At 72.1% G+C, this 21,581-nt stretch carries 20 protein-coding genes; 16 read left to right on the top strand and 4 right to left on the bottom strand.

Annotated elements, in window-relative coordinates; translation table 11 throughout:
- Positions 1-31 precede the first annotated feature (31 nt).
- Genes yajC through ACI3EY_RS06625 form a run of 5 tightly spaced genes read left to right on the top strand, consistent with a single transcriptional unit; the run spans position 32 to position 6,610 of the window.
- Entirely contained in the window at positions 32-415 is a 384-nt protein-coding gene (gene yajC / locus ACI3EY_RS06645) for a preprotein translocase subunit YajC (protein WP_405037133.1), read from the top strand.
- A complete protein-coding gene (secD, locus tag ACI3EY_RS06640; protein WP_405039852.1) occupies positions 412-2,409 on the top strand; it encodes a protein translocase subunit SecD in 1,998 nt (665 codons plus the stop codon). The genes yajC and secD overlap by 4 nt, the downstream gene beginning before the upstream one ends.
- On the top strand, positions 2,409-3,674 hold the full coding sequence (gene secF, locus ACI3EY_RS06635) for a protein translocase subunit SecF (RefSeq protein WP_405039851.1): 1,266 nt from the start codon (positions 2,409-2,411) through the stop codon (positions 3,672-3,674). Before secD ends, secF begins: the two co-directional genes overlap by 1 nt.
- A gap of 17 nt (positions 3,675-3,691) precedes the next feature.
- Entirely contained in the window at positions 3,692-4,228 is a 537-nt protein-coding gene (locus ACI3EY_RS06630; RefSeq protein WP_405039850.1) for an adenine phosphoribosyltransferase, read from the top strand.
- Between the two features lie 57 nt (positions 4,229-4,285).
- Complete coding sequence (locus ACI3EY_RS06625) at positions 4,286-6,610, top strand: RelA/SpoT family protein (protein WP_405039849.1); 2,325 nt, start codon at positions 4,286-4,288, stop codon at positions 6,608-6,610.
- 278 nt (positions 6,611-6,888) lie between these two features.
- On the opposite strand, the gene ACI3EY_RS06620 is transcribed toward ACI3EY_RS06625, so the two are convergent.
- Both ACI3EY_RS06620 and ACI3EY_RS06615 read right to left on the bottom strand, forming a co-directional pair.
- Positions 6,889-8,235 carry a M18 family aminopeptidase gene (locus ACI3EY_RS06620; RefSeq protein WP_405039848.1) on the bottom strand — a complete coding sequence of 449 codons (1,347 nt, stop codon included), beginning with the start codon at positions 8,233-8,235 and terminating at the stop codon, positions 6,889-6,891.
- Positions 8,235-9,974, bottom strand: a complete 1,740-nt coding sequence (locus tag ACI3EY_RS06615; RefSeq protein WP_405039847.1) for a DUF349 domain-containing protein — start codon at positions 9,972-9,974, stop codon at positions 8,235-8,237. The genes ACI3EY_RS06620 and ACI3EY_RS06615 overlap by 1 nt, the downstream gene beginning before the upstream one ends.
- A gap of 139 nt (positions 9,975-10,113) precedes the next feature.
- On the opposite strand from ACI3EY_RS06615, the gene ACI3EY_RS06610 reads away from it, so the two are divergent.
- Positions 10,114-10,812 (top strand): MBL fold metallo-hydrolase, encoded by a 699-nt coding sequence (locus ACI3EY_RS06610; RefSeq protein ID WP_405039846.1) that lies wholly within the window; start codon positions 10,114-10,116, stop codon positions 10,810-10,812.
- On the opposite strand, the gene ACI3EY_RS06605 is transcribed toward ACI3EY_RS06610, so the two are convergent.
- Positions 10,794-11,495, bottom strand: coding sequence for a GTP pyrophosphokinase (locus ACI3EY_RS06605; protein ID WP_405037141.1), 702 nt, complete (start codon positions 11,493-11,495; stop codon positions 10,794-10,796). The genes ACI3EY_RS06610 and ACI3EY_RS06605 overlap by 19 nt on opposite strands.
- A 111-nt stretch (positions 11,496-11,606) precedes the next feature.
- Here ACI3EY_RS06605 and hisS point away from each other — a divergent pair, with 111 nt between their 5' ends.
- A complete protein-coding gene (gene hisS, locus ACI3EY_RS06600; protein WP_405039845.1) occupies positions 11,607-13,004 on the top strand; it encodes a histidine--tRNA ligase in 1,398 nt (465 codons plus the stop codon).
- Positions 13,005-13,089: 85 nt separating this feature from the next.
- Here hisS and ACI3EY_RS06595 read toward each other — a convergent pair whose 3' ends face one another.
- On the bottom strand, positions 13,090-13,782 hold the full coding sequence (locus ACI3EY_RS06595; RefSeq protein WP_405039844.1) for a peptidylprolyl isomerase: 693 nt from the start codon (positions 13,780-13,782) through the stop codon (positions 13,090-13,092).
- Positions 13,783-13,928: 146 nt separating this feature from the next.
- Between ACI3EY_RS06595 and ACI3EY_RS06590 the strand changes: the two genes are divergently transcribed.
- From ACI3EY_RS06590 to hisIE, 9 genes are all read left to right on the top strand, one after another.
- Positions 13,929-14,252, top strand: coding sequence for a YerC/YecD family TrpR-related protein (locus ACI3EY_RS06590; RefSeq protein ID WP_405037144.1), 324 nt, complete (start codon positions 13,929-13,931; stop codon positions 14,250-14,252).
- A gap of 77 nt (positions 14,253-14,329) precedes the next feature.
- Positions 14,330-15,238: an ATP phosphoribosyltransferase gene (gene hisG, locus ACI3EY_RS06585; RefSeq protein WP_405039843.1), complete on the top strand. Its 909-nt coding sequence runs from the start codon at positions 14,330-14,332 to the stop codon at positions 15,236-15,238.
- Positions 15,235-16,545: a histidinol dehydrogenase gene (hisD, locus tag ACI3EY_RS06580; RefSeq protein WP_405037146.1), complete on the top strand. Its 1,311-nt coding sequence runs from the start codon at positions 15,235-15,237 to the stop codon at positions 16,543-16,545. Before hisG ends, hisD begins: the two co-directional genes overlap by 4 nt.
- The gene (gene hisC / locus ACI3EY_RS06575; RefSeq protein ID WP_405039842.1) at positions 16,542-17,696 is read left to right on the top strand and encodes a histidinol-phosphate transaminase; all 1,155 of its coding nucleotides are present in this window, start codon (positions 16,542-16,544) and stop codon (positions 17,694-17,696) included. The genes hisD and hisC overlap by 4 nt, the downstream gene beginning before the upstream one ends.
- Positions 17,693-18,763, top strand: coding sequence for a bifunctional histidinol-phosphatase/imidazoleglycerol-phosphate dehydratase HisB (hisB, locus tag ACI3EY_RS06570; RefSeq protein WP_405039841.1), 1,071 nt, complete (start codon positions 17,693-17,695; stop codon positions 18,761-18,763). The genes hisC and hisB overlap by 4 nt, the downstream gene beginning before the upstream one ends.
- Positions 18,760-19,362: an imidazole glycerol phosphate synthase subunit HisH gene (hisH, locus tag ACI3EY_RS06565; protein ID WP_405037149.1), complete on the top strand. Its 603-nt coding sequence runs from the start codon at positions 18,760-18,762 to the stop codon at positions 19,360-19,362. Before hisB ends, hisH begins: the two co-directional genes overlap by 4 nt.
- Positions 19,359-20,159: a 1-(5-phosphoribosyl)-5-[(5-phosphoribosylamino)methylideneamino]imidazole-4-carboxamide isomerase gene (gene hisA, locus ACI3EY_RS06560; protein ID WP_405037150.1), complete on the top strand. Its 801-nt coding sequence runs from the start codon at positions 19,359-19,361 to the stop codon at positions 20,157-20,159. Before hisH ends, hisA begins: the two co-directional genes overlap by 4 nt.
- Positions 20,156-20,929, top strand: a complete 774-nt coding sequence (hisF, locus tag ACI3EY_RS06555) for an imidazole glycerol phosphate synthase subunit HisF (protein ID WP_405039840.1) — start codon at positions 20,156-20,158, stop codon at positions 20,927-20,929. The genes hisA and hisF overlap by 4 nt, the downstream gene beginning before the upstream one ends.
- Positions 20,926-21,579 (top strand): bifunctional phosphoribosyl-AMP cyclohydrolase/phosphoribosyl-ATP diphosphatase HisIE, encoded by a 654-nt coding sequence (gene hisIE, locus ACI3EY_RS06550; RefSeq protein WP_405039839.1) that lies wholly within the window; start codon positions 20,926-20,928, stop codon positions 21,577-21,579. The genes hisF and hisIE overlap by 4 nt, the downstream gene beginning before the upstream one ends.
- Positions 21,580-21,581 lie beyond the last annotated feature (2 nt).

Here is a 21,581-nt window from a genome sequence, read left to right as displayed (position 1 = left end):
CGCCCACGAGACACATCCTGAAGGGTTCTCCATGACACTGGCGACCGGCGCCTCTGCGGGCGCGGGAGGTTCCAGCTTCACGCTGCTCATCCTGGCTCTGCCGATCCTCTTCCTGCTCTTCCTCATGTTCAGCCAGCGCCGCCGGGCGAAGGCGATGAACGAGGCCCAGCAGGCGCTGCAGCCGGGCCAGGAGGTGATGACCACGGCGGGGCTGTACGCCGTGGTCACCGGGATCGAGGGCGACGTCGTGCACCTGCGGGTCGCCGACGGTGTGGTGCTCCGCCACCAGCGCCGCTCGGTGGTCCCGCTGTCGATGACCCCGGGGGGTGGGCCGGACGCCGGGGGGACCACCACGGCCGGGCCGGAGGCCACTGACGGCCTGGACGGGACCACTGGCGGGGAGCCGCGCCGATGACGATGTCCACCCCGAGCAACCGTCGGGACGAGGACCTGCCGGGGTCGGGGAAGGGCACGGACCGCAGGCAGGCCCGCTCCACCGGCTCCCGACGCCCGGGTGGCAAGGGCGGCGGCAAGCGCAGGGCCCGGATCCGTGGGCCGCTGCGCACGCTGCTGAGCCTGCTGGTGATCACCCTGCTGCTCTTCGGCGGGATCGGTGCCGCACGCCTGTGGGCGGACCCGCAGGCGTCGCTGACCCCGCAGCTGGGTCTCGACCTCGCCGGCGGTCGGCAGATCGTCATGGAGCCCCTCACCGAGGAGGGCGAGAACGTCAGCAGCGAGCAGCTGGACCAGGCGATCGACATCATCCGCCGCCGGATCGACGGAGGCGGGGTGAGCGAGGCCGAGGTCACCCGGATGGGCCAGAACATCTCGGTCGCCATCCCGGGCAACCCGAGCGCTGACCAGATCGAGTCGTTGAGTCGTTCCTCCCAGCTCCGGTTCCGCCCGGTCCTGGTCGCCCAGCCGGCCCTGCCGCAGGCGGAGCAGGCGCCGCAGCGCACGCTGCCGCTGCCGCCAAGCGAGCTGGAGTCCCTGGTCGAGGAGCAGCGCCAGGCGCAGGAGGAGGCCGAGCAGCAGGCCGAGGAGAGCATCGACGGCCGCACCGGCGAGCCCGGCACCGACGAGGCCGAGCAGACCGAGGAGAACCGGGGCGGGACGCGCATACCGGCCCAGGGCTCGGACGACGCCGCGACCACCGACGGCGCCGAGGAGACGCAGGCCCCGGTCACCCCCGAGCAGCCCGCCACCGAGGCGCCCGCGGACCCCTCGAGCCTGGCGCAGATCACCCCTGAGCTGCAGGCGGAGTTCGAGGCGCTGCAGTGCACCCCCGACGACGCCGGTGACGCGACCGAGGCTGCGACGCAGGACCTCGACAGCGCCACGCTGGCCTGCAACACCGACGGCACCGAGAAGTACATCCTCGGGCCGGTGGAGCTCACCGGCAGCAGCATCACCGACGCCACCGCCAGCGCGGAGACCGTCCAGTCGGGCACGGTCACGGGCCGGTGGCAGGTGGTGCTCAGCTTCGACACCGAGGGCGGTGCCACCTTCTCCGAGGTGACCTCGCGCCTCTTCGGCTACCAGCAGGGCACCGCGCAGAACCGGTTCGCCATGGTGCTGGACGACGAGGTGATCTCCGCCCCGTCGGTGAACAACGTCATCTCCGACGGGGTCGCCACCATCACTGGTGACTTCACCCCCGAGGAGTCGCAGAACCTGGCCAACCAGCTGAAGTTCGGTGCGCTGCCGCTGTCCTTCGAGGTGCAGACCTCCGAGCAGATCAGCCCCACCCTGGGCGGCGAGCAGCTGCGCTACGGCGTGATCGCCGGAGCCGTCGGCCTGCTGCTGGTCTTCGCGTACATGCTGGTCCAGTACCACGCCCTCGGGCTGGTGGCGATCGGCTCGCTGACCCTGGCCGCACTGCTGGCCTACGGGTCGGTGACGCTGCTGGGCTGGGCGAACAACTTCCGGTTGACGATGGCCGGCGTCACCGGCCTCATCGTCGCGATCGGCGTGACCGCGGACAGCTTCATCGTCTACTTCGAGCGGATCCGGGACGAGGTCCGGGCCGGCCGGCCGCTGCGGTATGCCGTGGACACCGGCTGGGAGCGTGCCCGGCGCACCCTGATCATCTCCGACGTCGTGAACCTGCTGGCCGCCGTCGTGCTCTACCTGCTCTCGGAGTCCGGGGTGAAGGCGTTCGCCTTCGCGCTGGGTCTGACGACGGTCATCGACCTGCTCGTCGTCTTCATGTTCACCCACCCGCTGGTCAGCATCCTGGCCAACACCCGGTTCTTCGGCGAGGGCCGCAAGTGGTCCGGGATGGAGCCGGAGCGGCTGGGTGCCAAGCGGTCGGCATACCTGGGACGGGGACGGGTGCGTGAACCGGAGGCCCTGCCGCCCGGACGCCGACGTCACTCCCGCGAGGAACTGGAAGGGGGCGTGGTCTGATGTCGCGCTTCTCCCGCTTCGGCAACGACCTGTACTCGGGCGCCAAGGCCTACGACATCGTCGGTCGACGCAAGTTCTGGTACCTGCTGTCCGCGATCCTGGTGATCGTCTCCCTGGTCGGCCTCTTCGGTCGGGGCCTCAACTTCGGGATCGAGTTCCGCGGTGGCTCCGAGCTGCGGGTCACCCAGGTCTCCAGCCAGGAGATGACCGACTACGAGCCGCGCGCGTCGGAGATCGTCGCCGAGTACGACGGCGGCAGCACGACCACCGTCACCCAGATCGGTGACGACAGCATCCGGGTGCAGACCGGTGAGCTGAGCAGCGCCGACGTCGAGTCGGCCCGTGCCGAGATGGCCGAGGAGTTCGGCGTCGACATCGAGGAGGTCACCAGCTCGCTGGTGGGTCCCTCGTGGGGGGAGACGGTCACCCAGCGTGCCGTCATCGCGCTGCTGGTCTTCCTGGCCCTGGTGACCCTGGTGCTGACCTTCTACTTCCACACCTGGAAGATGGCGGTCGCCGCCCTGGTGGCGCTGCTGCACGACGTCTTCTTCACGATCGGGGTGTATGCCCTGCTCGGGATCGAGGTGTCACCCGCCTCGGTGATCGGGTTCCTGACGATCCTCGGCTACTCGATCTACGACACGATCGTCGTCTTCGACAAGGTGCGGGAGAACACCGACCACGCGTTCGAGAACGGGCGCCAGACGTTCGGGGAGGCCGCCAACCAGGCGGTCAACCAGACCCTGGTCCGGTCCATCAACACCTCGGTGGTGGCGCTGCTGCCGGTGGCGGTGATCCTCATCGTCGGGCTCACCCTGATCGGGCCTGGCACCCTGGTCGACCTCTCCTGGGCACTGTTCATCGGGATCGCGGTCGGCACCTTCTCCTCGATCTTCATCGCCACCCCGTTGCTGGTGCACATGCGTCAGGGCGAGCTGTTCATCCGCAAGCACGACATGCAGGTGAAGAAGCGCCGGGCCCGTCGGGCCGCGCGCACCGGTGAGCCGGGTGCGGTGACCGACGAGGACAGCGACGCCGACGCCGACCTCGACGCCCTCGAGGGTGATGACGAGGACGGGACCGTCGCGGACGGGCAGGTCGGGGCCGGCGTCGGGGCAGCCCCCGCTGCCAGCCCCGGTGCGGCCGCTCCGACGGCGTCGTCCTCCCCGTCGGGCCAGGCCCCGACGACCCAGGGCCGTCAGCTGCACCCGTACGCCCAGCGGGGCCCGCGCAACCAGCCCAAGCGCAAGCCGCGCGGACGCTGAGCGGAGGGCCGGCACCGATGAGCACCCCCGACCCCCAGCTGGCCGCGGACGTCCTGAGGGGTATGCGTGACATCCCGGACTTCCCGGAGCCGGGGGTGGTCTTCAAGGACTTCACCCCGGTGCTGCTGGACACCGGCCTGCGGGACCGGATCGTGGCGGACACCGTGCAGCGGCGCCGCGGTCAGGTGGACGTGGTGGCCGGCATCGAGGCCCGCGGCTTCATCCTGGGGGCGATGATCGCGCACGCGCTCGGGGTCGGCTTCGTCCCGGTGCGCAAGGCGGGCAAGCTGCCGGCCGCGGTGCATACCGAGAGCTACACGCTGGAGTACGGGACGGCGACACTGGAGATCCACCAGGACGCCGTCTCGCACCAGGAGCGGGTGCTGATCGTGGACGACGTGCTGGCCACCGGGGGCACCCTGGCGGCGACCAGCGAGCTGGTGGAACGGTGCGGCGCATCCGTCGCCGCGATCGAGCTGGTCCTGGAGATCGAGGCGCTGCAGGGGCGCTCCCGGCTCGCCGGCTACGACCTGCACTGCCTGGTCACCGCCTGAGCAGCATGCGCGGATCACCCGTGCGGGACGGTCAGGGCCACCGCCTATGATCTTGGGATGAGCGAGCCGGCTGCCACCCCGTCACCCGCCCGGGTGTCCGGTGGCCTGCGACCGAGGTGGGCCAGGCTGGGGGGCACCCGGTCCAGCGTCAACCCGGCCCTGGAGCCGCTGCTGCGCTCGGTCCGCGCCACCCATCCCAAGGCCGACCTGGCCCTGATCGAGCGCGCCTACGCTGTCGCCGACGAGATGCACAAGGGACAGCTGCGCAAGAGCGGCGACGCCTACATCACGCACCCGCTCGCCGTGGCCACCATCCTGGCGGAGCTGGGGATGACCCCCTCGACGATCGCGGCGGCGCTGCTGCACGACACCGTGGAGGACACGCCCTACTCCCTGGTGCAGCTGCGCAAGGACTTCGGCGACGAGATCGCGATGCTGGTCGACGGGGTCACCAAGCTGGACAAGATGACCTACGGCGACGCCGCGCAGGCCGAGACCGTGCGCAAGATGGTCGTGGCCATGGCCCGGGACATCCGGGTGCTGGTGATCAAGCTGGCCGACCGGCTGCACAACGCGCGCACCTGGCGCTACGTCTCCGCCGAGAGCGCCGCCCGCAAGGCAGGCGAGACGCTCGAGATCTACGCGCCGCTGGCGCACCGGCTCGGGATGAACACGATCAAGTGGGAGCTGGAGGACCTGTCCTTCGCCCAGCTGTACCCCAAGATCTACGACGAGATCGTCCGGATGGTCGCCGACCGGGCGCCGGCCCGTGAGGAGATGCTGACCGGGATCCGGTCGGAGATCTCCGAGGAGCTGCGCTCCACCAAGATCCGCGCCACCGTGACCGGACGGCCCAAGCACTACTACTCCGTCTACCAGAAGATGATCGTGCGGGGGCACGACTTCGACAAGATCTACGACCTGGTCGGGGTGCGGGTCCTCGTCGACTCGATCCAGGACTGCTACGCGGTGCTCGGGGCGCTGCACAACCGGTGGAACCCGGTGCCGGGGCGGTTCAAGGACTACATCGCGATGCCGAAGTTCAACATGTACCAGTCGCTGCACACGACGGTCATGGGCAGCGGTGGCAAGCCGGTCGAGATCCAGATCCGGACGTACCAGATGCACCGCCGCGCGGAGTACGGTGTCGCGGCGCACTGGAAGTACAAGGAGCAGTCCCCGGACGGCACCCGTGCCGGGGCCGGGGCGGACGGTGCGCCCGGCGCCCTGGAGGGGATGCAGTGGCTGCGCCAGCTCATCGACTGGCAGCAGGAGACCGCGGACCCGGGGGAGTTCCTGGACTCCTTGCGCTTCGAGATGGGGGCGGCCGAGGTCTACGTCTTCACCCCGGGTGGGGACGTGATGGCGCTGCCGGCCGGCGCCACCCCCGTCGACTTCGCCTACGCCGTGCACACCGAGGTCGGGCACCGGTGCGTCGGCGGCCGGGTGAACGGCAAGCTGGTGCCGCTGGACTCCGAGCTCGCCAACGGTGACGTCTGCGAGATCATCACCAGCAAGGCCCAGGACGCCGGGCCGAGCCGTGACTGGCTGAGCTTCGTCAAGAGCGCCCGGGCCCGCAACAAGATCCGGCAGTGGTTCACCCGTGAACGGCGCGAGGAGATGGTCGAGTCCGGCAAGGACCAGATCGCGAAGGTGCTCCGCAAGCAGAACGCGCCGCTGCAGCGGCTGATGAGCCACGACACGCTCACCGCGGTCGCGACCGGGCTCAACTACAAGGACATCGAGGGCCTGTTCGCGGCGGTCGGCGAGCACCACGTCTCCGCCCAGCACGTCGTCAAGCAGCTGGTCTCCACGTTGGGTGGTGAGGACGGCGCCGAGGAGGACATGGCCGAGGCGGTCCGGCCCCGACGGGGCCGTCTGCAGCAGGGTGACCCGGGGGTCACCGTGGTCGGTGCGGACGACGTCTGGGTGAAGATCGCCAAGTGCTGCACGCCGGTGCCCGGGGACCCGATCCTCGGGTTCGTCACCCACGGGCGTGGGGTGTCGGTGCACCGCACCGACTGCACCAACGCGGAGAACCTGTCGGACACAACACCGGAGCGGATCATCCCGGTCGCCTGGGCCCCGACCGCCACCAGCCTGTTCATGGTGAACATGCAGGTGGAGGCGCTGGACCGCCCGGGCCTCCTGTCCGACGTGACCCGCACCCTGTCCGAGCAGCACGTGAACATCCTGTCCGCCTCGGTGCAGACCAGCCGCGACCGGGTGGCGCTGAGCAAGTTCACCTTCGAGATGGCGGACCCCTCGCACCTGGAGTCCGTGCTGCGCGCCGTGCGCCGCATCCCGGCCGTGCTGGACGCCTACCGGGTCACCGGCACCCTCAGCACCGACCCGCACCGCCGCACCGGCGCCCCCGCCTGACCCACTCCCGCCTTCCGCCTTCCCTCCGACCGAGCGTCCCGAACTGCCTGACCGGGCGTCCCGAACTGCCCGACCGGGCGTCCCGAACTGCCCGACCGGGCGTCCCGAACTGCCCGACCGGGCGTCTCGAACTGCCGGACCGGGCGTCTCGAACTGCCGGACCGGGCGTCTCGAACTGCCGATCCGCGCGCACACGAGCGCTCGCCCGGTCGGTGCACAACGCTCGCCCGGTCGGTGGGGTGGGCGGGGTGGGTGTGGGGGAGGCGTTGCTGGAGGGCTCAGCCGGCTGGGGCGAGGAACGCGCTCAGGGCGGCGGCATACCCGGCCTGGTCGAGCGTGCCGCAGATCTCCCGGGTCGAGTGCATGGACAGCACCGGCGCACCGAAGTCCACCGTCGTAGCACCGGTGAGCGCCGAGGTCATCGGACCGACCGTGGAGCCGCACGGCAGGTCGCTGCGGGTCACGAAGGTCTGCATCGGCACCCCCGCCTGCTCGCAGGCCAGGGTGAAGGCGGCCGCGCCGAGCGAGTCGGTGGCATACCTCAGGTTCGTGTTGACCTTGAGGACGGGGCCACCGTTCATCGCGATCGGGTGCTGCGACTCGTGCCGCTCCGTGTAGTTGGGGTGGGTGGCGTGCGCCATGTCGCCGGAGGCGATCACCGACCCGGCCAGCGCACGCCAGTAGTCCTCACGCCCGCCGCCGGCCGCCAGCACCACCCGCTCCAGCCAGGCCGGCAGGAAGGTCGACTGCGCGCCGCGCTCGGAGGTGCTGCCCACCTCCTCGTGGTCGAAGAGGGCGATGACCGGGACCCACGGCTGCTCCGCAGGATCGGTGACGGCGGCCAGCAGCGCCCGCACCGCCGCGTAGGAGGTCGCCAGGTTGTCCAGCCGGGCGGAGGCCACCAGCTCACCATCGGCACCGATGCGACGCGCCGGCGTCAGGTCGTGGGTCATCGCGTCGAAGCCCAGCAGGTCGCCCGCCGGGACCCCCACCCGTTCGGCCAGCCACTCGCGGAAGGGCGGCCGTCCCTCGCCGCCCAGCCCGGGTCCCCAGTGCGGCGCCAGGTGCTGCTGGTCGTTCAGCTGCAGACCCTCGCTGCGCACGGTGCGGTCCAGGTGGATCGCCAGCTGCGAGACCCGCAGCAGCGGGTCGTCGCAGCGCCACAGCCGGTGGCCGATACCGCTCGGGCTGTCCGCGTCGCGGACCGCCACCCGCCCGGACAGGCCCAGGTCGCGGTCCAGCCAGGAGTTGGTCAGCGCTCCGCCGTAGACCTCGACGCCGAGCATCTGCCACCCGGCGCGGGACCAGTCCGGCTGCGGCTTGATCCGCAGGTTGGGGGAGTCGGTATGCGCTCCCACCACCCGGAGCGGGGTGTGCGCCGCCCGGTCAGCGGGCAGGTGCTCGGTGGACCAGGCGATCAACGAACCGCCGCGACGGACGACATACCGACCAGGGGCTGTCGGCGTGGGGGCGGTCTCGGCGACCTCGGTGAAGCCGGCCCCGGTGAGCAGTCCCTGCGCGGCCTGGACCGCGTGGAAGGGGGAGGGGGAGGCGTCCAGGTATGCGCACAGGCCGTCGGCGACCTCCGCGATCGCCGGGTCGTCCGCGAACGAGCGTGCTGCCATCAGTCCAGACCACCCCGTGCCGAGTCCAGCCAGATCTTCCTGGTGGCGATCTCCGCCTCCAGCGAGGAGGCCGCCTTGTCGTCCCCGGCAGCGGTGGCGGCCGCCAGGTCTGCCTCCAGCCCCTGGACCGCACGCTCGAGCTGGTCGACCATGGACTGGGCTCGCGCGTTGAGCTCGGGGTCGGAGCGCTTCCACTGCTTGTCCTCGAGGTCGCGCACCTGCTGCTCCACCGCGCGGAGCCGGTTCTCGACCCGACGGATGTCCGCCCGCGGGACCTTTCCGGCGGCGTCCCAGCGCTCCTGCAGCTTGCGGAGCTCGCCCTTGGCCTGCTCCAGGTGCGCCTCGTCGATCGTGATCGCCTCGGCCTCGACGAGCAGGGCCTCCTTCACCTTCAGGTTCTCGGTGAACTCGGCCTCCTCCGCGGCGACGACCTCGTCCTTGGCGTCGAAGAAGGAGTCCTGGGCCGCCTTGAAACGGGCCCACAGGGCGTCGTCGTCGGACCGGGACGCCCTGCCCGCCTGCTTCCACTCCTGCATCAGCCGCTTGAAGGCACCCGCGGTGGCGCCCCAGTCCTTGCTGGTCGCCAGCGCCTCGGCGTCCTGGACCAGCCGCTCCTTGACCGAACGGGCGGAGGCGTGCTCCTCGTCGAGCTGCGCGAACCAGGTCTTGCGCATCTTGTCGAACGAGGAACGGGCTGCGCTGAACCGCTGCCACAGGGCGTTCTCCACGTCCTTGTCGAGGCGTGGGCCGGAACGCTGGTGCGACTTCCACTCGTCGAGCAGCTCCCGGATCCGGGCGCTGCTCTGCTTCCACTGCATCTTGGCGGGGTCGGTGGCGGCCAGCTTCTCGGCCTGGGCGACCAGCTTCTCCCGACGGACACCGGCCTCGGCCTTGGCCGCTGCCTTCGCCTCGGCCTCGACGGCGGCCTTGGCGGCCACCGACTCCTCGAGCCGGGCGACGGTGGCCTCGAGTGCGGCAAGATCGCCGACGACGTGCGCGTCACCGATCTGCTCCTTGAGGTGGGCCAGGGACTTGCGGGCGTCGTGCGCGGAGACCTCCGTGCCGGCCAGTCGCGCCGTGAGCAGGTCGGCGTTGGCCGCGAGCTCGTCGTACTTGCGCGCGAAGTAGGCCAGCGCCTCGTCCGGGGTCGCCTCGGGGTAGGAACCGACCTCCCGCTCGGTGCCGTCGGCCAGGATCACGTGCACCGTGCCGTCCTCGGCGACCCGGCCGTGCTTGACCGAGTCGCTGGGCGCGGCGGTCGGCTGCGCGGCGGCGGGTCGAGGCGTGGTGACCGGGCGCGGTGCGGCCGGCTTGCGGGCCGCGAACATCGACGGCGACGGGGCCGCTGGGCGGGGAGCGGCCGGTGCCGCAGGCTCGGGCGTCGCTTCCGGCTCGGGCTCGGGCTCGGGCGTCGCCTCGGGCTCGGGCTCAGGCGTCGCCTCGGGCTCGGGCTCAGGCGTCGCCTCGGGCTCGGGCTCAGGCGTCGCCTCGGGCTCGGGCTCAGGCGTCGCCTCGGGCTCGGGGGCAGGGGTCGGCTCAACCTGGGACTCGGCCTCCGGGGCGGCCTCGGGCTCGGCCTCCGGGGCCGCTTCGGCCTCTTCCTCCGTCGGCTGCACGTCCGTCGGCTGCTCGGTCACCGACGTGTCCGGCTGCACCTCGTCAGGGGCGGTCTGCACCGCCTCCGGCTCGGTGGCCGTGGGCTCCTCGGACTCGGGAGTGGTGGGCGTCTGCTCGGACACGGTGGTGGCCTCTCTGACGGGGACCGCGAGCGCGACCATCGGGGCCGCCTCGACATGACATGGGCGTCCTCGACCCTACCCGTCCGTCCCTGACGTCACCCGGCCGGACCGCGACCGGCCACCTGGGTAGCCTCGAGGGATGTTCGTTCGCAGCATCGTCGCCGACGCCTTCGCCACCAACTGCTACCTCCTCGCGCCCGCCGAGGGGGAGGAGTGCCTGATCGTGGACCCGGGGATCGGCGTCGAGGGGCGGGTGCAGGAGCTGCTCGCCGAGCACGGCCTGCGACCGGCGGCCGTGCTCCTCACCCATGGTCACCTCGACCACGTGTATGCCGTCACCCCGGTCTGCGCGGGCACCACGGCGGTCAGCCCGTACATCCACACCGAGGACCGCTACCGGCTCACCGACCCGCTCTCGACCATGAGCCCGGCGCTGGTCGTCGCCCTCGAGCAGCAGTTCGGCCGGCGCGCCACCTGGAGCGAGCCGGAGCGCGTGGTGGAGGTCCAGGACGCGCAGGTGCTCGAGCTGGCGGGGCTGCGGGTCGAGGTCACCCACGCCCCCGGGCATACCGAGGGGTCGGTCCTCTTCTCCACCGCAGCGGTTCCCGAGGGCATACCCAGCGACGAGCTGGACCGGACGGTGCTCTCCGGCGACGTCCTCTTCGCCGGTTCGATCGGGCGGACGGACCTGCCCGGCGGTGACCCGGCCGCGATGCGCCGCAGCCTGCGCGACGTGGTCCTCCCGCTCGCGGACTCCTCCCTCGTGCTGCCCGGACACGGGCCGGCCACCACGATGGCGCGCGAACGCGCCGGCAACCCCTACCTCGCGGACCTCTGAGCCTCGCGGCCGTGCAGCTCGCGGTGCAGCTGCTGCATCCGGGCGTCCAGCTCGGCAGCGCTGTCCGCGGCGTCCTTCAGCTCGTCGAGGAGTGACTCCGGCACGTTCCCGTCGTACTTGTAGTGGATCTTGTGCTCGGTGCTGGCCCAGAAATCCATCGCGATGGTGCGCAGCTGCACCTCGACGGGAACGTCGACGCGCCCGGTGGAGAGGTAGACCGGCACCTCGACGATCGCGTGCAGGCTCTTGTACCCGTTGGCCTTGGGCTCGGCGATGTAGTCCGAGACGCGGCGGATGGTGATGTCGTCCTGCTGGGTGAGCAGGTCGAAGATCCGGTACGCGTCGGTGATGAAGCTGCAGGAGACCCGGATCCCGGCGATGTCGGTGATCTCCCGGCGGATGGTGACCAGGTCCATCGTGAGGCCCCGGCGCACCACCTTCTCGCGCAGGCTGTCCGGGGACTTGACCCGGCTCGAGACGTGCTCGATCGGGTTGTAGTCGTGCATGTGCGCGAACTCGTCCCGCAGGATCTCGATCTTGGTCTCGACCTCGCGCAGGCCGAACTCGTACTCCAGCAGGAAGCGCTGCAGCATCCCCCCGACCTCCCGCAGCTGGGCGGGGGTGAAGCTGGCGTCCGGGGCGAACGCGAGCGAGGGCGGTTCGGCAGCTGCGCTGGTGCTCATCACCCCATCCTGCCTGCTGGCGCTGTCGGGTGCCTGTGAAGGTGGCACGAGGACGCCGAGACCTCGCCCCGGGCGGGCGCGACCGGGCATACCCCTCGATAGACTCCACCGGTGATCTCCCCGCGCACGCCCTCCGGTGTCCTCGAGCTGCTCCCACCCGAGCAGGTGGCGTTCCAACGCATGCTGGACGCGATCCGCTCCGGCTACGAGCGGTTCGGCTTCCTGCCGATCGAGACCCCCGTCTTCGAGCGTTCCGACGTGCTGCTGACCAAGACCGGCGGCGAGACCGAGCGGCAGGTCTACTTCGTGCAGTCGACCGGCGCGCTGGAGAAGTCGCGGGGCGAGGGCGCCGGGGAGGCGGTGCCGGAGATGGCGCTGCGCTTCGACCTCACGGTGCCGCTGGCGCGGTACGTGGCCGAGCACGAGCACCAGCTGACCTTCCCGTTCCGGCGCTACCAGATGCAGCGGGTCTACCGGGGGGAGCGGCCGCAGCGGGGGCGCTTCCGTGAGTTCTACCAGTGCGACGTCGACATCGTCGGCTCCGGTGAGCTGTCGGTCCGGCACGACGCGGAGTGCCCCGCGGTGATCAACGCGATCTTCACCGATGTGGCGATCGGCCCGTTCACCATCCAGATCAACAACCGCAAGCTGCTGCGCGGGTTCTACGAGGACCTGGGCATCAGCGACCCGGACACGCAGGCTGCGGTGCTGCGCGAGGTCGACAAGCTCGACAAGCGCGGCCCCGACCACCTGCGGCAGACCCTGACCGGGGACGGGTTCGGTCTCGGCGCGGAGGTGGTCGAGCAGGTCCTCGGCTTCGCGCAGGTGCGGTCCGGGAGCCATCAGGACGCCCTGGACCGGCTGCAGGCCGTCGAGATCGCCTCGTCGGGCAGCGATGCGCTGGCCGAGGGCGTCGCCGAGCTGCGTGAGGTGCTGGCCCTGGTGCGGGCGCTGGGGGTGCCGGAGGAGAACTACTGCCTCAACTTCTCCATCGCCCGCGGCCTGGACTACTACACCGGCACCGTCTACGAGACCACCCTCGACGAGCACCCGGAGATCGGGTCCATCTGCTCCGGCGGCCGCTACGACAACCTCGCGGGCCAGTACACCCGCTCTCGGCTGCCGGGGGTGGGCATCTCGATCGGGCTGTCCCGCCTGTTCTGGCAGCTGCGCGAGGCCGGCCTCATCGACGTCTCGCTGGGGGAGTCGACGGTCCAGGTGCTGGTGCCGCAGGTGGCGGCCGAGCTGCTCGACGACCAGCTGGCGCTGACGGCGCAGCTGCGGCACGGCGGGATCAACACCGAGGCGGTGCTGGACGGCGGCAAGCTCGGCAAGCAGCTCCGGTATGCCGACCGCGCGGGCATCCGGTTCGTCGCCCTCCTGGGCGCCCAGGAGGTGGCGGACGGCACGGTGACGTTGAAGGACCTGCGCCGTCAGGACCAGTTCACCGTGCCGCGGGACGAGGTCGTCTCCGCGCTCCGGGTGGAGCTGGCCCAGCCGCTGGTCTGAGCAACCACCCGCGACGCGCGGTGGGGCTCAGGGCAACCACGGGCGACGCCCGGTGGGGCTGAGGGCAACCACGGGCGACGCTCGGTCAGGAGTCGACGTCCACCGAGAGGATGCTGACCGGTTGCGCCGGGGCGCCGTCCGAGCCGCCACCCTCGGTGCCCTCCTCGGCGAGCGCCTGCACGATGTCCAGGCCCTCGGTCACCTGGCCGAAGATCGAGTAGCCACCGCCGTCGGTGGGCAGCATCGTCTCCTCGTAGACCACGAAGAACTGCCCGCCGTTGCTCTCCGGGTCGGCGGTCCGGGCCATCGCCAGGGTGCCGGCCGGGTACATCCCCGTCTCCGGGGCGTTCTCGATGCCGTAGCCGTAGCCGGGGCTGCCGGAGCCCGAGCCCGTCGGGTCACCGCACTGGAGCACGAAGATGCCACCCGTGGTGAGCCGGTGGCATCGGCTGTCCTCCCAGTAGCCCTCCTGGGCCAGGAACGCGAAGGAGGCCACCGTCTGCGGGGCGTCCTGCGCGTACAGCTCCAGTTCGATGTCGCCGCAGCTCGTGGTGAGCGTCGCGTCCAGCGTGGCCGGGTCCCCGGACACCGGCTCCGGCAGGTCCTCGGCGGCATAGCCGGCCGGCGCCGAGGGCAGCGCCGGCGGCTCCTCGCAGCTGAGCGCTCCCGCTCCGGCCTCGGCGGTGGCCGGGTCGGTGGCAGCCTCGTCCTCCCCGGAGCCGCACCCGGCGAGCGCCAGGGCGGACAGGGTGAACAGGGTCGGCAGGGCGCGGCGCATACGGGCTCCAGGTCGCGTGGGGGGAAGGGCACCAGGAGTGTAGGCAACCGTCCTGGATGCGGGGGCGGCGGTGTCGCCGTGGTAGCGTACTAGCGCGCTGGTACACAACGGCGCCACCCCTCTACGACGCAGGAGCAGACGCAGGCATGAAGCACCGCGACGAGGCCCCCGGGCGGGGCCGCCGGGCACGCGCCGAGCTGGCGCGCCTGCTCGCCTGCCTGGACGACCCGGCCGCCGTCGACGCCTTCCTGGACGACCTGTGCACCCCCGCGGAGATCGAGGCGTTGGCAGACCGGTGGTCGGTGGTGCCGCTGCTCGACGCGGGGATGCCCTACCGGCAGATCCACGAGGTCACCGGCGTCAGCGTGACCACGGTCGGGCGGATCGCGCGCTGCCTCGAGGGTGGCGCCGGCGGTTACCGCTCCGCCCTGCGCCATCATGAGCATCAGCCGGAGCCGTCCCACCCCTGAGCCGAGTCGGCCACCTGCTCCCGCACCGCACGGCGCCCCGTGCCCCCCACACCACCCCTGCCCACCGGAAGGTCCCGATGACCCCGCCTGCCCCGCCCCGTGACCGCCTGCGCGTGGCGATCCAGAAGTCCGGCCGCCTCGGCGACCCGGCCCGCGAGCTGCTGGCCTCCTGCGGCCTCACCTGGCGGGAGAGCCGCGACCGGCTCTTCTGCTACGGCGAGAGCCTGCCGGTCGACCTGCTGCTGGTCCGCGACGACGACATCCCCGGCCTGATCGCGGACGGGGTCTGTGATCTGGGGATCGTCGGCCGCAACGTGCTGGTCGAGCACGGGCTGGCGCACGCCGCGCAGGGACGCGGCGTGGAGCTGACCGAGTGGAGGCAGCTCGGGTGGGGTGCCTGCCGACTCGATGTCGCGATCGCCGAGGGTGATGAGTGGGTCGGTCCCGAGCAGCTCACCGGTCTGCGGATCGCGACGTCCTACCCGCACACGCTGGGCCGTTGGCTCACGGAGCAGGGTGTGGATGCCGAACCGGTGCTGCTCAACGGCTCCGTCGAGATCGCCCCCCGCCTCGGCCAGGCCGACGTGGTCTGCGACCTCGTCTCCTCCGGCGGCACGCTGCGCGCCAACCAGCTCAAGCCGGTCACGACCATCCTGGAGAGCGAGGCCGTGATCGCCGGTCCGCGTGCCCAGCTCGACGACGGACGGCAGGAGATCGCGGACCTGCTGATCCGCCGCCTGGACGGCGCTGTGCAGCTCAAGGAGGCCCGGCTGCTGATGCTGCGTGCGGACCGGGGGGTGCTCGACGAGGTGCTCCCGCTGCTGCCCGGTGGCCACGAGCCGACCGTCACCGCGGTCGAGGGACGCGACGAGGTCGCCATCCAGATGCTGGTGCACGGCCCGATCTCCTGGGCCAAGCTCGAGGACCTGAAGCAGGTCGGAGCCCACAACCTGCTGGTCCTCCCCGTCGAAGGGATGCTGGCATGAACGTCCTGACCTGGAACGACCTCGACGACGCCGGTCGCGCAGAGGCCCTGCGCCGGGGCACCGCGGCCGCCGGACCCGAGGTGAGCACGGGGGTGCGCCAGATCCTGGCCGAGGTCCGCGCCGACGGGGACGCCGCGCTGCGCCGCCTGGCCCGTCGGCTGGACGGTGCCGAGCTGGACGAGCTGGCCGTCCCGGTCGCCGAGCGCGACGCCGCGCGGGCCGGCCTCGACCCCGAGCTGCGCTCCGCCATCACCGAGGCCGCCGGCCGCATCCGCACCTTCCACCGGGCCGGCATGCAGCAGGGGTATGCCGTCGAGACGGCCCCCGGGGTCGTCTGCGAGCGGGTGGTCCGCCCCATCCGCCGGGTCGGTCTCTACGTCCCCGCCGGGACGGCGCCGCTGCCCTCCACCGCCCTGATGCTGGGCATCCCCGCCCAGCTGGCCGACTGCCCCGAGGTGGTGCTCTGCACGCCGCCGCGCCCGGACGGCACCGCCGACCCCTCGGTGCTGGCGGCAGCGGCCGAGTGCGGCATCGACCGGATCTATCTGGTCGGCGGCGCCCAGGCGGTCGCGGCGATGGCCTACGGCACCGCGACCGTCCCCGCGTGCGACAAGCTCTTCGGACCGGGCAACGCCTGGGTCACCGAGGCCAAGCGGCAGGTCAGCACCGCCGAGGGCGGACCCGGGATCGACATGCCCGCCGGGCCCTCGGAGGTGCTGGTCATCGCGGACGCCGGGGCCGACCCCGAGTTCGTCGCGGCCGACCTGCTGTCCCAGGCCGAGCACGGACCCGACAGCCAGGTGGTGCTGCTCACCGACGCCCCCGCGCTGGCACAGGCGGTGGCCGAGCAGGTCGCCGAGCAGGTCGACACGCTGCCCCGGGCCGACATCGCCCGCAAGGCCCTGGCCGGCTCCCGGCTCATCGTCACCGCCGACCTGGACACCGCCGTCGAGATCTCCAACGACTACGCCCCCGAGCACCTCATCCTCGCGCTGCGTGACCCGCGCGCCTGGGTCGGGCGCATCGACCGTGCGGGCTCTGTCTTCCTCGGCGACCACACCCCGGAGACGCTGGGCGACTACTGCTCCGGCACCAACCACGTGCTGCCCACCGCCGGCGCCGCCCGCTTCACCGGCGGCGTCAACGTCTCCGCCTTCCAGATCGCGATGACGGTGCAGCAGGCGACCCCGGCCGGTCTGGCCGAGGTGGGGCCCTGCGCGGTGCGGCTCTCCGAGGCCGAGCAGCTGCACGCCCACCAGCGGGCGGTCACCCGACGGCTGGCCAGGATGTCGGAGGCCGCAGGATGAGCCAGGACACCTTCCCGGCGCACCTGGTCCGGGAGGACCTGCGCGACTTCGCCGGCTACTCCTCGGCGCGGACCAGCTTCGCCCAGGACGGGGACACGCCCCCGACCCGGGTGTGGCTCAACGCCAACGAGTCCGGTGCACCCAGCCTGGCCGACCCGGACGGGACCAGCCGCCGCTACCCGGCCCCGCAGCCGCCGGCCCTGGTCGAGGCTTTCGCCGACCTCTGGGCCACCACCCCGGAGCGGGTGGTGGTGGGCCGCGGCAGCGACGAGGCCATCGAGCTGCTGATCCGCACCCTGTGCCGTCCGGGTGGTGACGGCGTGGTGATCACCTCACCCACCTTCGGCATGTATGCCGTCTCCGCCCGGCTGCACGGGGTCCCGGTGATCGACGTGCCGCAGGCCGACGACGAGCCCGTCTGGCGGGTGGACATCGCCGCGGTGGCCGCGGCGGCCCGCGAGCACGGCGCAAGGGTGGTCTTCCTGGCCTCCCCCGGCAACCCCACCGGCTCGGTGGTGCCGCTGCGCGAGATCGCGGCGCTGACCCAAGAGCTGGCCGACCAGGCGGTGGTGGTCGTCGACGAGGCGTACGGCGAGTTCGCGGCCCAGCGCTCGGCGGTCACCCTGCTCGAGGAGCACCCCACGCTGGTGGTGCTGCGCACCCTCTCCAAGGCGCACGCGCTGGCCGGGGCCCGGGTCGGGATCGCCCTGGCGCACCCCGACCTGGCGGCGGTGCTGCGCCGGGTCCAGGCGCCCTACCCGGTGCCGGAGCCGGTGACCCGGCTCGCGCTGGAGGCCCTCGGTGAGCCGGCGATGCGGGCCACCCGGGAGCACGTCGGCCAGGTGCTGCGGCTGCGCGACCAGGTGGGCCGGTGGCTGCGCGACCTGGACGAGGTGCGCATCCTCTACACCAGCGAGGCCAACTTCTTCCTGGTCCGCAGCGTCGAGCCGGACGCCCTGCTGGGCACCCTGCGCAGGGCCGGTATCGCGGTCCGCGACATGCGCCACCTGCCCGCCCTGGAGGACGCCCTGCGCATCACCATCGGCACCGGCCAGGAGATGGACGCCCTGCGCCGTGCCGTCGCCGGGGCCACCACCATCCCGGAGAGCCCGGATCCCCTCAGCCCCCTCGTGAAGGAGAGCCCAGCATGAGCCCCCGACCGATCTGCTTCGTCGACCGTGACGGCACGATCATCCACGAGCCGGAGGACCACCAGGTCGACCGTCTGGACAAGGTGCGTTTCGTGGACAGGGTCATCCCCGCCCTGCTGCGCATCCAGGCCGCAGGCTTCGACCTGGTGATGGTCAGCAACCAGGACGGGTTGGGCACCGAGTCCTTCCCCGCCGAGGACTTCGAAGGCCCCCATGAGCTCGTCCTGCAGGTCCTCGGCAGCCAGGGCGTGACCTTCAAGGAGGTGCACGTCGACCCCCACCACGCGGGACCCGAGGCACCCTGGACCCGCAAGCCGGGCATCGGCATGGTGGTGCACCTGCTCAAGGACCGCTCGGTCGACTGGGAACGCAGCGTGATGGTCGGCGACCGGGACACAGACGTCGAGTTCGGCGACGCGCTCGGGGTGCCGAGCTACCTGCTGCCGGCCCGGACCTGGGACGACATCGCCCACGAGCTGGCGGACCGGCCCCGGACGGCGCACGTGGAACGCTCGACGTCCGAGACCCGGATCAGCGTCGACGTCGACCTGGACGCGACCGGCGGCGCGGACGCCGCCACCGGCATCGGCTTCTACGACCACATGCTGGACCAGCTGGCCAAGCACGGCGGGTTCGCGATGACGGTGCGCTGCGACGGCGACCTGCACATCGACGACCACCACACCATCGAGGACGTCGCGCTGGCCGTCGGCGAGGCGATCCGCACCGCCCTGGGCGACAAGCGGGGGATCGGCCGCTACGGCTTCACCCTCCCGATGGACGAGGCGCAGGCGACCGCCGCCCTGGACCTGTCCGGACGGCCGTACTTCGCCTACGAGGGGACCTTCGACCGCCCCAGCGTCGGCGAGTTCTCCACCGAGATGGTCGAGCACTTCTGGCGCTCCTTCGCCGACGCGCTGCGGTGCACCCTGCACCTGTCGGTCACCGGCACCAACACCCACCACCAGATCGAGGTCGGCTTCAAGGCCGTCGCCCGCGCGCTGCGGATGGCCATCGCCCGGCAGGGTGACGCCGGCGAGCTGCCCTCCACCAAGGGAGTCCTGTGAGGGTCGCCCTCGTCGACGGCGGCGGGACCAACATCGGGTCGGTCAGCTACGCCCTGGAGCGCCTCGGCGCCACCTCCCGGCTGACGGCCGACCCGGCCGACATCCTGGCCGCCGACCGGGTCGTGCTGCCGGGCGTCGGCGCCGCGGGGGCCGGCATGCGCCGGCTGCACGAGCTGGACCTGGTCGACGTGCTGGGCCAGGTCCAGGTGCCGCTGCTGGGGGTATGCCTGGGCATGCAGCTGCTCTTCGAGCGCTCCGCCGAGGACGGCGGGGTGGCGACGCTCGGCCTGGTCCCCGGCGAGGTGGTCGGCATACCTGCCGGGCCGGGGGTCCGGGTGCCGCACATGGGCTGGAACACGTTGACCGGCCTCGTCGAGGACCCTTTGCTGGAGGGCATCGAGGAGGGCGAGCGCGCCTACTTCGTGCACTCCTTCGCGTCGCCCGCCGGCCCGCACACGCTGGCCGCGACCGAGCACGGGCGCCCGTGGAGCGCGGTGGTCCGCTCCGGTCTGCGCTGGGGGGCGCAGTTCCACCCGGAGCGCTCGGCTTCGCTCGGGTCCCGACTTCTGCGAAACTTCCTCCGGGAGGTCGACCGATGACGCACGACCCCCCGACCGACAGCGACACCGGAGTGATATCAGTGCCCGACGACGGACCGTTCACCGTCTACCCCGCCATCGACGTCCGGGACGGCGCCGTCGTCCGCCTGCTCAAGGGGGACTACGAGCAGGAGACGCGCTACACCGACAACCCGGTCGCGGTCGCCGAGAACTACGCCCGCTCCGGCGCGGCCTGGCTGCACCTGGTCGACCTGGACGCCGCCCGCGCGGGTGGCTACACGCTGGGCAGCACCCTGACCCGGATCGTCGAGACGACCGGGCTGCAGGTGCAGACCGGGGGAGGGGTGCGCAGCGAGGACGACGTGCAGCGGCTGCTGGACGCCGGCGCGACCAGGGTGGTCGTCGGCTCGCTGGCCGTGCACGAGCCGGAGACCGTGGCGCAGTGGCTGCACCGGTTCGGGCCGGAGCGGATCACCGTGGCCCTGGACACCCGGATCGGTCCGGACGGGACGTGGATGCTGCCGACCGCCGGCTGGACCTCGGTGGGGGAGCAGGAGCTGACCGCGACCCTGCACCGCTACCAGGGCTCGGGTCTGCGGCACGTGCTGTGCACCGACATCGGCCGGGACGGCACCCTCTCCGGCCCGAACTTCCACCTCTACACGATGCTGACCCGGTCGAACCCGGCCCTGGACGTGCAGGCCTCGGGCGGCGCCCGGTCGGTGGACGACGTCCGCACCGCGCGCAAGCACGGCTGCGCGGGCATCATCCTGGGCAAGGCGCTGCTCGAGGGACGGTTCACCGTCGCCGAGGCCGTGCGCGAGGAGTCGGTATGACGCTGGCCCGCCGGATCATCCCGTGCCTGGACGTCCGTGACGGACGGGTGGTGAAGGGGACCCGGTTCCGCGACCACCGGGACATGGGCGACATCGTCGAGCTGGCCGAGCGCTACGCCCGGGAGGGTGCCGACGAGCTGGTGTTCTACGACATCACCGCCAGCCCGCAGGAGCGCGGGGTGGACGTGGCCTGGGTGGAGCGGGTGGCCCGGGCCATCGACATCCCGTTCTGCGTGGCCGGCGGGATCCGCAGCGTGGCCACCGCCCGGGCGGTGCTGCACGCCGGGGCCGACAAGATCTCGGTGAACACCCCGGCCACCCAGCGCCCGGAGCTGGTCGCCGAGCTGGCCGACGCCTTCGGGGTGCAGTGCGTGGTGGTGGGCGTGGACAGCCTGCGGGACGAGGACGGCCGGTGGCGGATCCGCCAGCTCACCGGCAGCCCGGACGCGACCCGGGCGCTGGAGGTGACCACCCTGGACTGGGTCCGGCGGGTCACCGAGCTGGGCGCGGGCGAGATCGTGCTCAACTGCATGGGCTCCGACGGGGTCCGTGAGGGCTACGACATCGAACAGCTGGCAGCCGTCCGGGAGGTCTGCCCGGTGCCGCTCATCGCCAGCGGCGGCGCCGGCACCCCCGAGCACTTCGTGGAGGTCTTCCGCGAGGCCGATGTCGACGGCGCCCTGGCCGCGACCGTCTTCCACAACGGCTCGGTGCCGATCCCCGAGCTCAAGCAGACCCTGGCCGCGGCCGGGGTGGAGGTGCGCAGATGAGCCCGGTGCAGGACGAGGGTATGCCGGTGGTCGATGTCGATGCTGGTTCCGGGGCGGAGGTCCAGGTCGACTTCGCCAAGGCGGGTGGCCTGGTCCCGGGCGTCGTCCAGCACGCCCGCACCGGGCAGGTGCTGATGGTCGGCTTCCTGGACGAGCAGGCCCTGGCCACCACCCGGGAGACCGGCCTGGCCACGTTCCACAGCCGGAGCCGCGGCCGGCAGTGGACCAAGGGCGAGTCCAGCGGCAACGTGCTGCGGGTCGAGGCCGTCGAGATGGACTGCGACCGGGACACCCTGCTGATCCATGCGCTGCCGCAGGGACCGACCTGCCACACCGGGGACGCCACGTGCTTCGGCCCGCAGGCCCGGCCCGGCTCCTTCGTGCACGAGCTGGACGAGGTGGTCCGGGACCGGCATGCGGCGATGCCCGAGGGCTCCTACACCACCAGCCTCTTCGACGGTGGGGTCCGGCGGATCGCCCAGAAGGTCGGCGAGGAGGGCGTCGAGACGGCCCTGGCCGCCGTCGCACAGGACGACGACGCCCTGCTGGGGGAGTCCGCGGACCTCCTCTACCACCTGCTCGTGCTGCTCCGCTCCCGTGGTCTCGGGCTGGCCGACGTGGAACGGGTGCTGCGCGAGCGGCACGGTTAGCC

This window comes from Serinicoccus shuyuelongi (assembly GCF_045032955.1).
Taxonomy (GTDB): Bacteria; Actinomycetota; Actinomycetes; order Actinomycetales; family Dermatophilaceae; genus Ornithinicoccus.
Note: the sequence above shows the minus strand (reverse complement) of the source record. Positions and strands in the feature narration are given on the sequence as shown.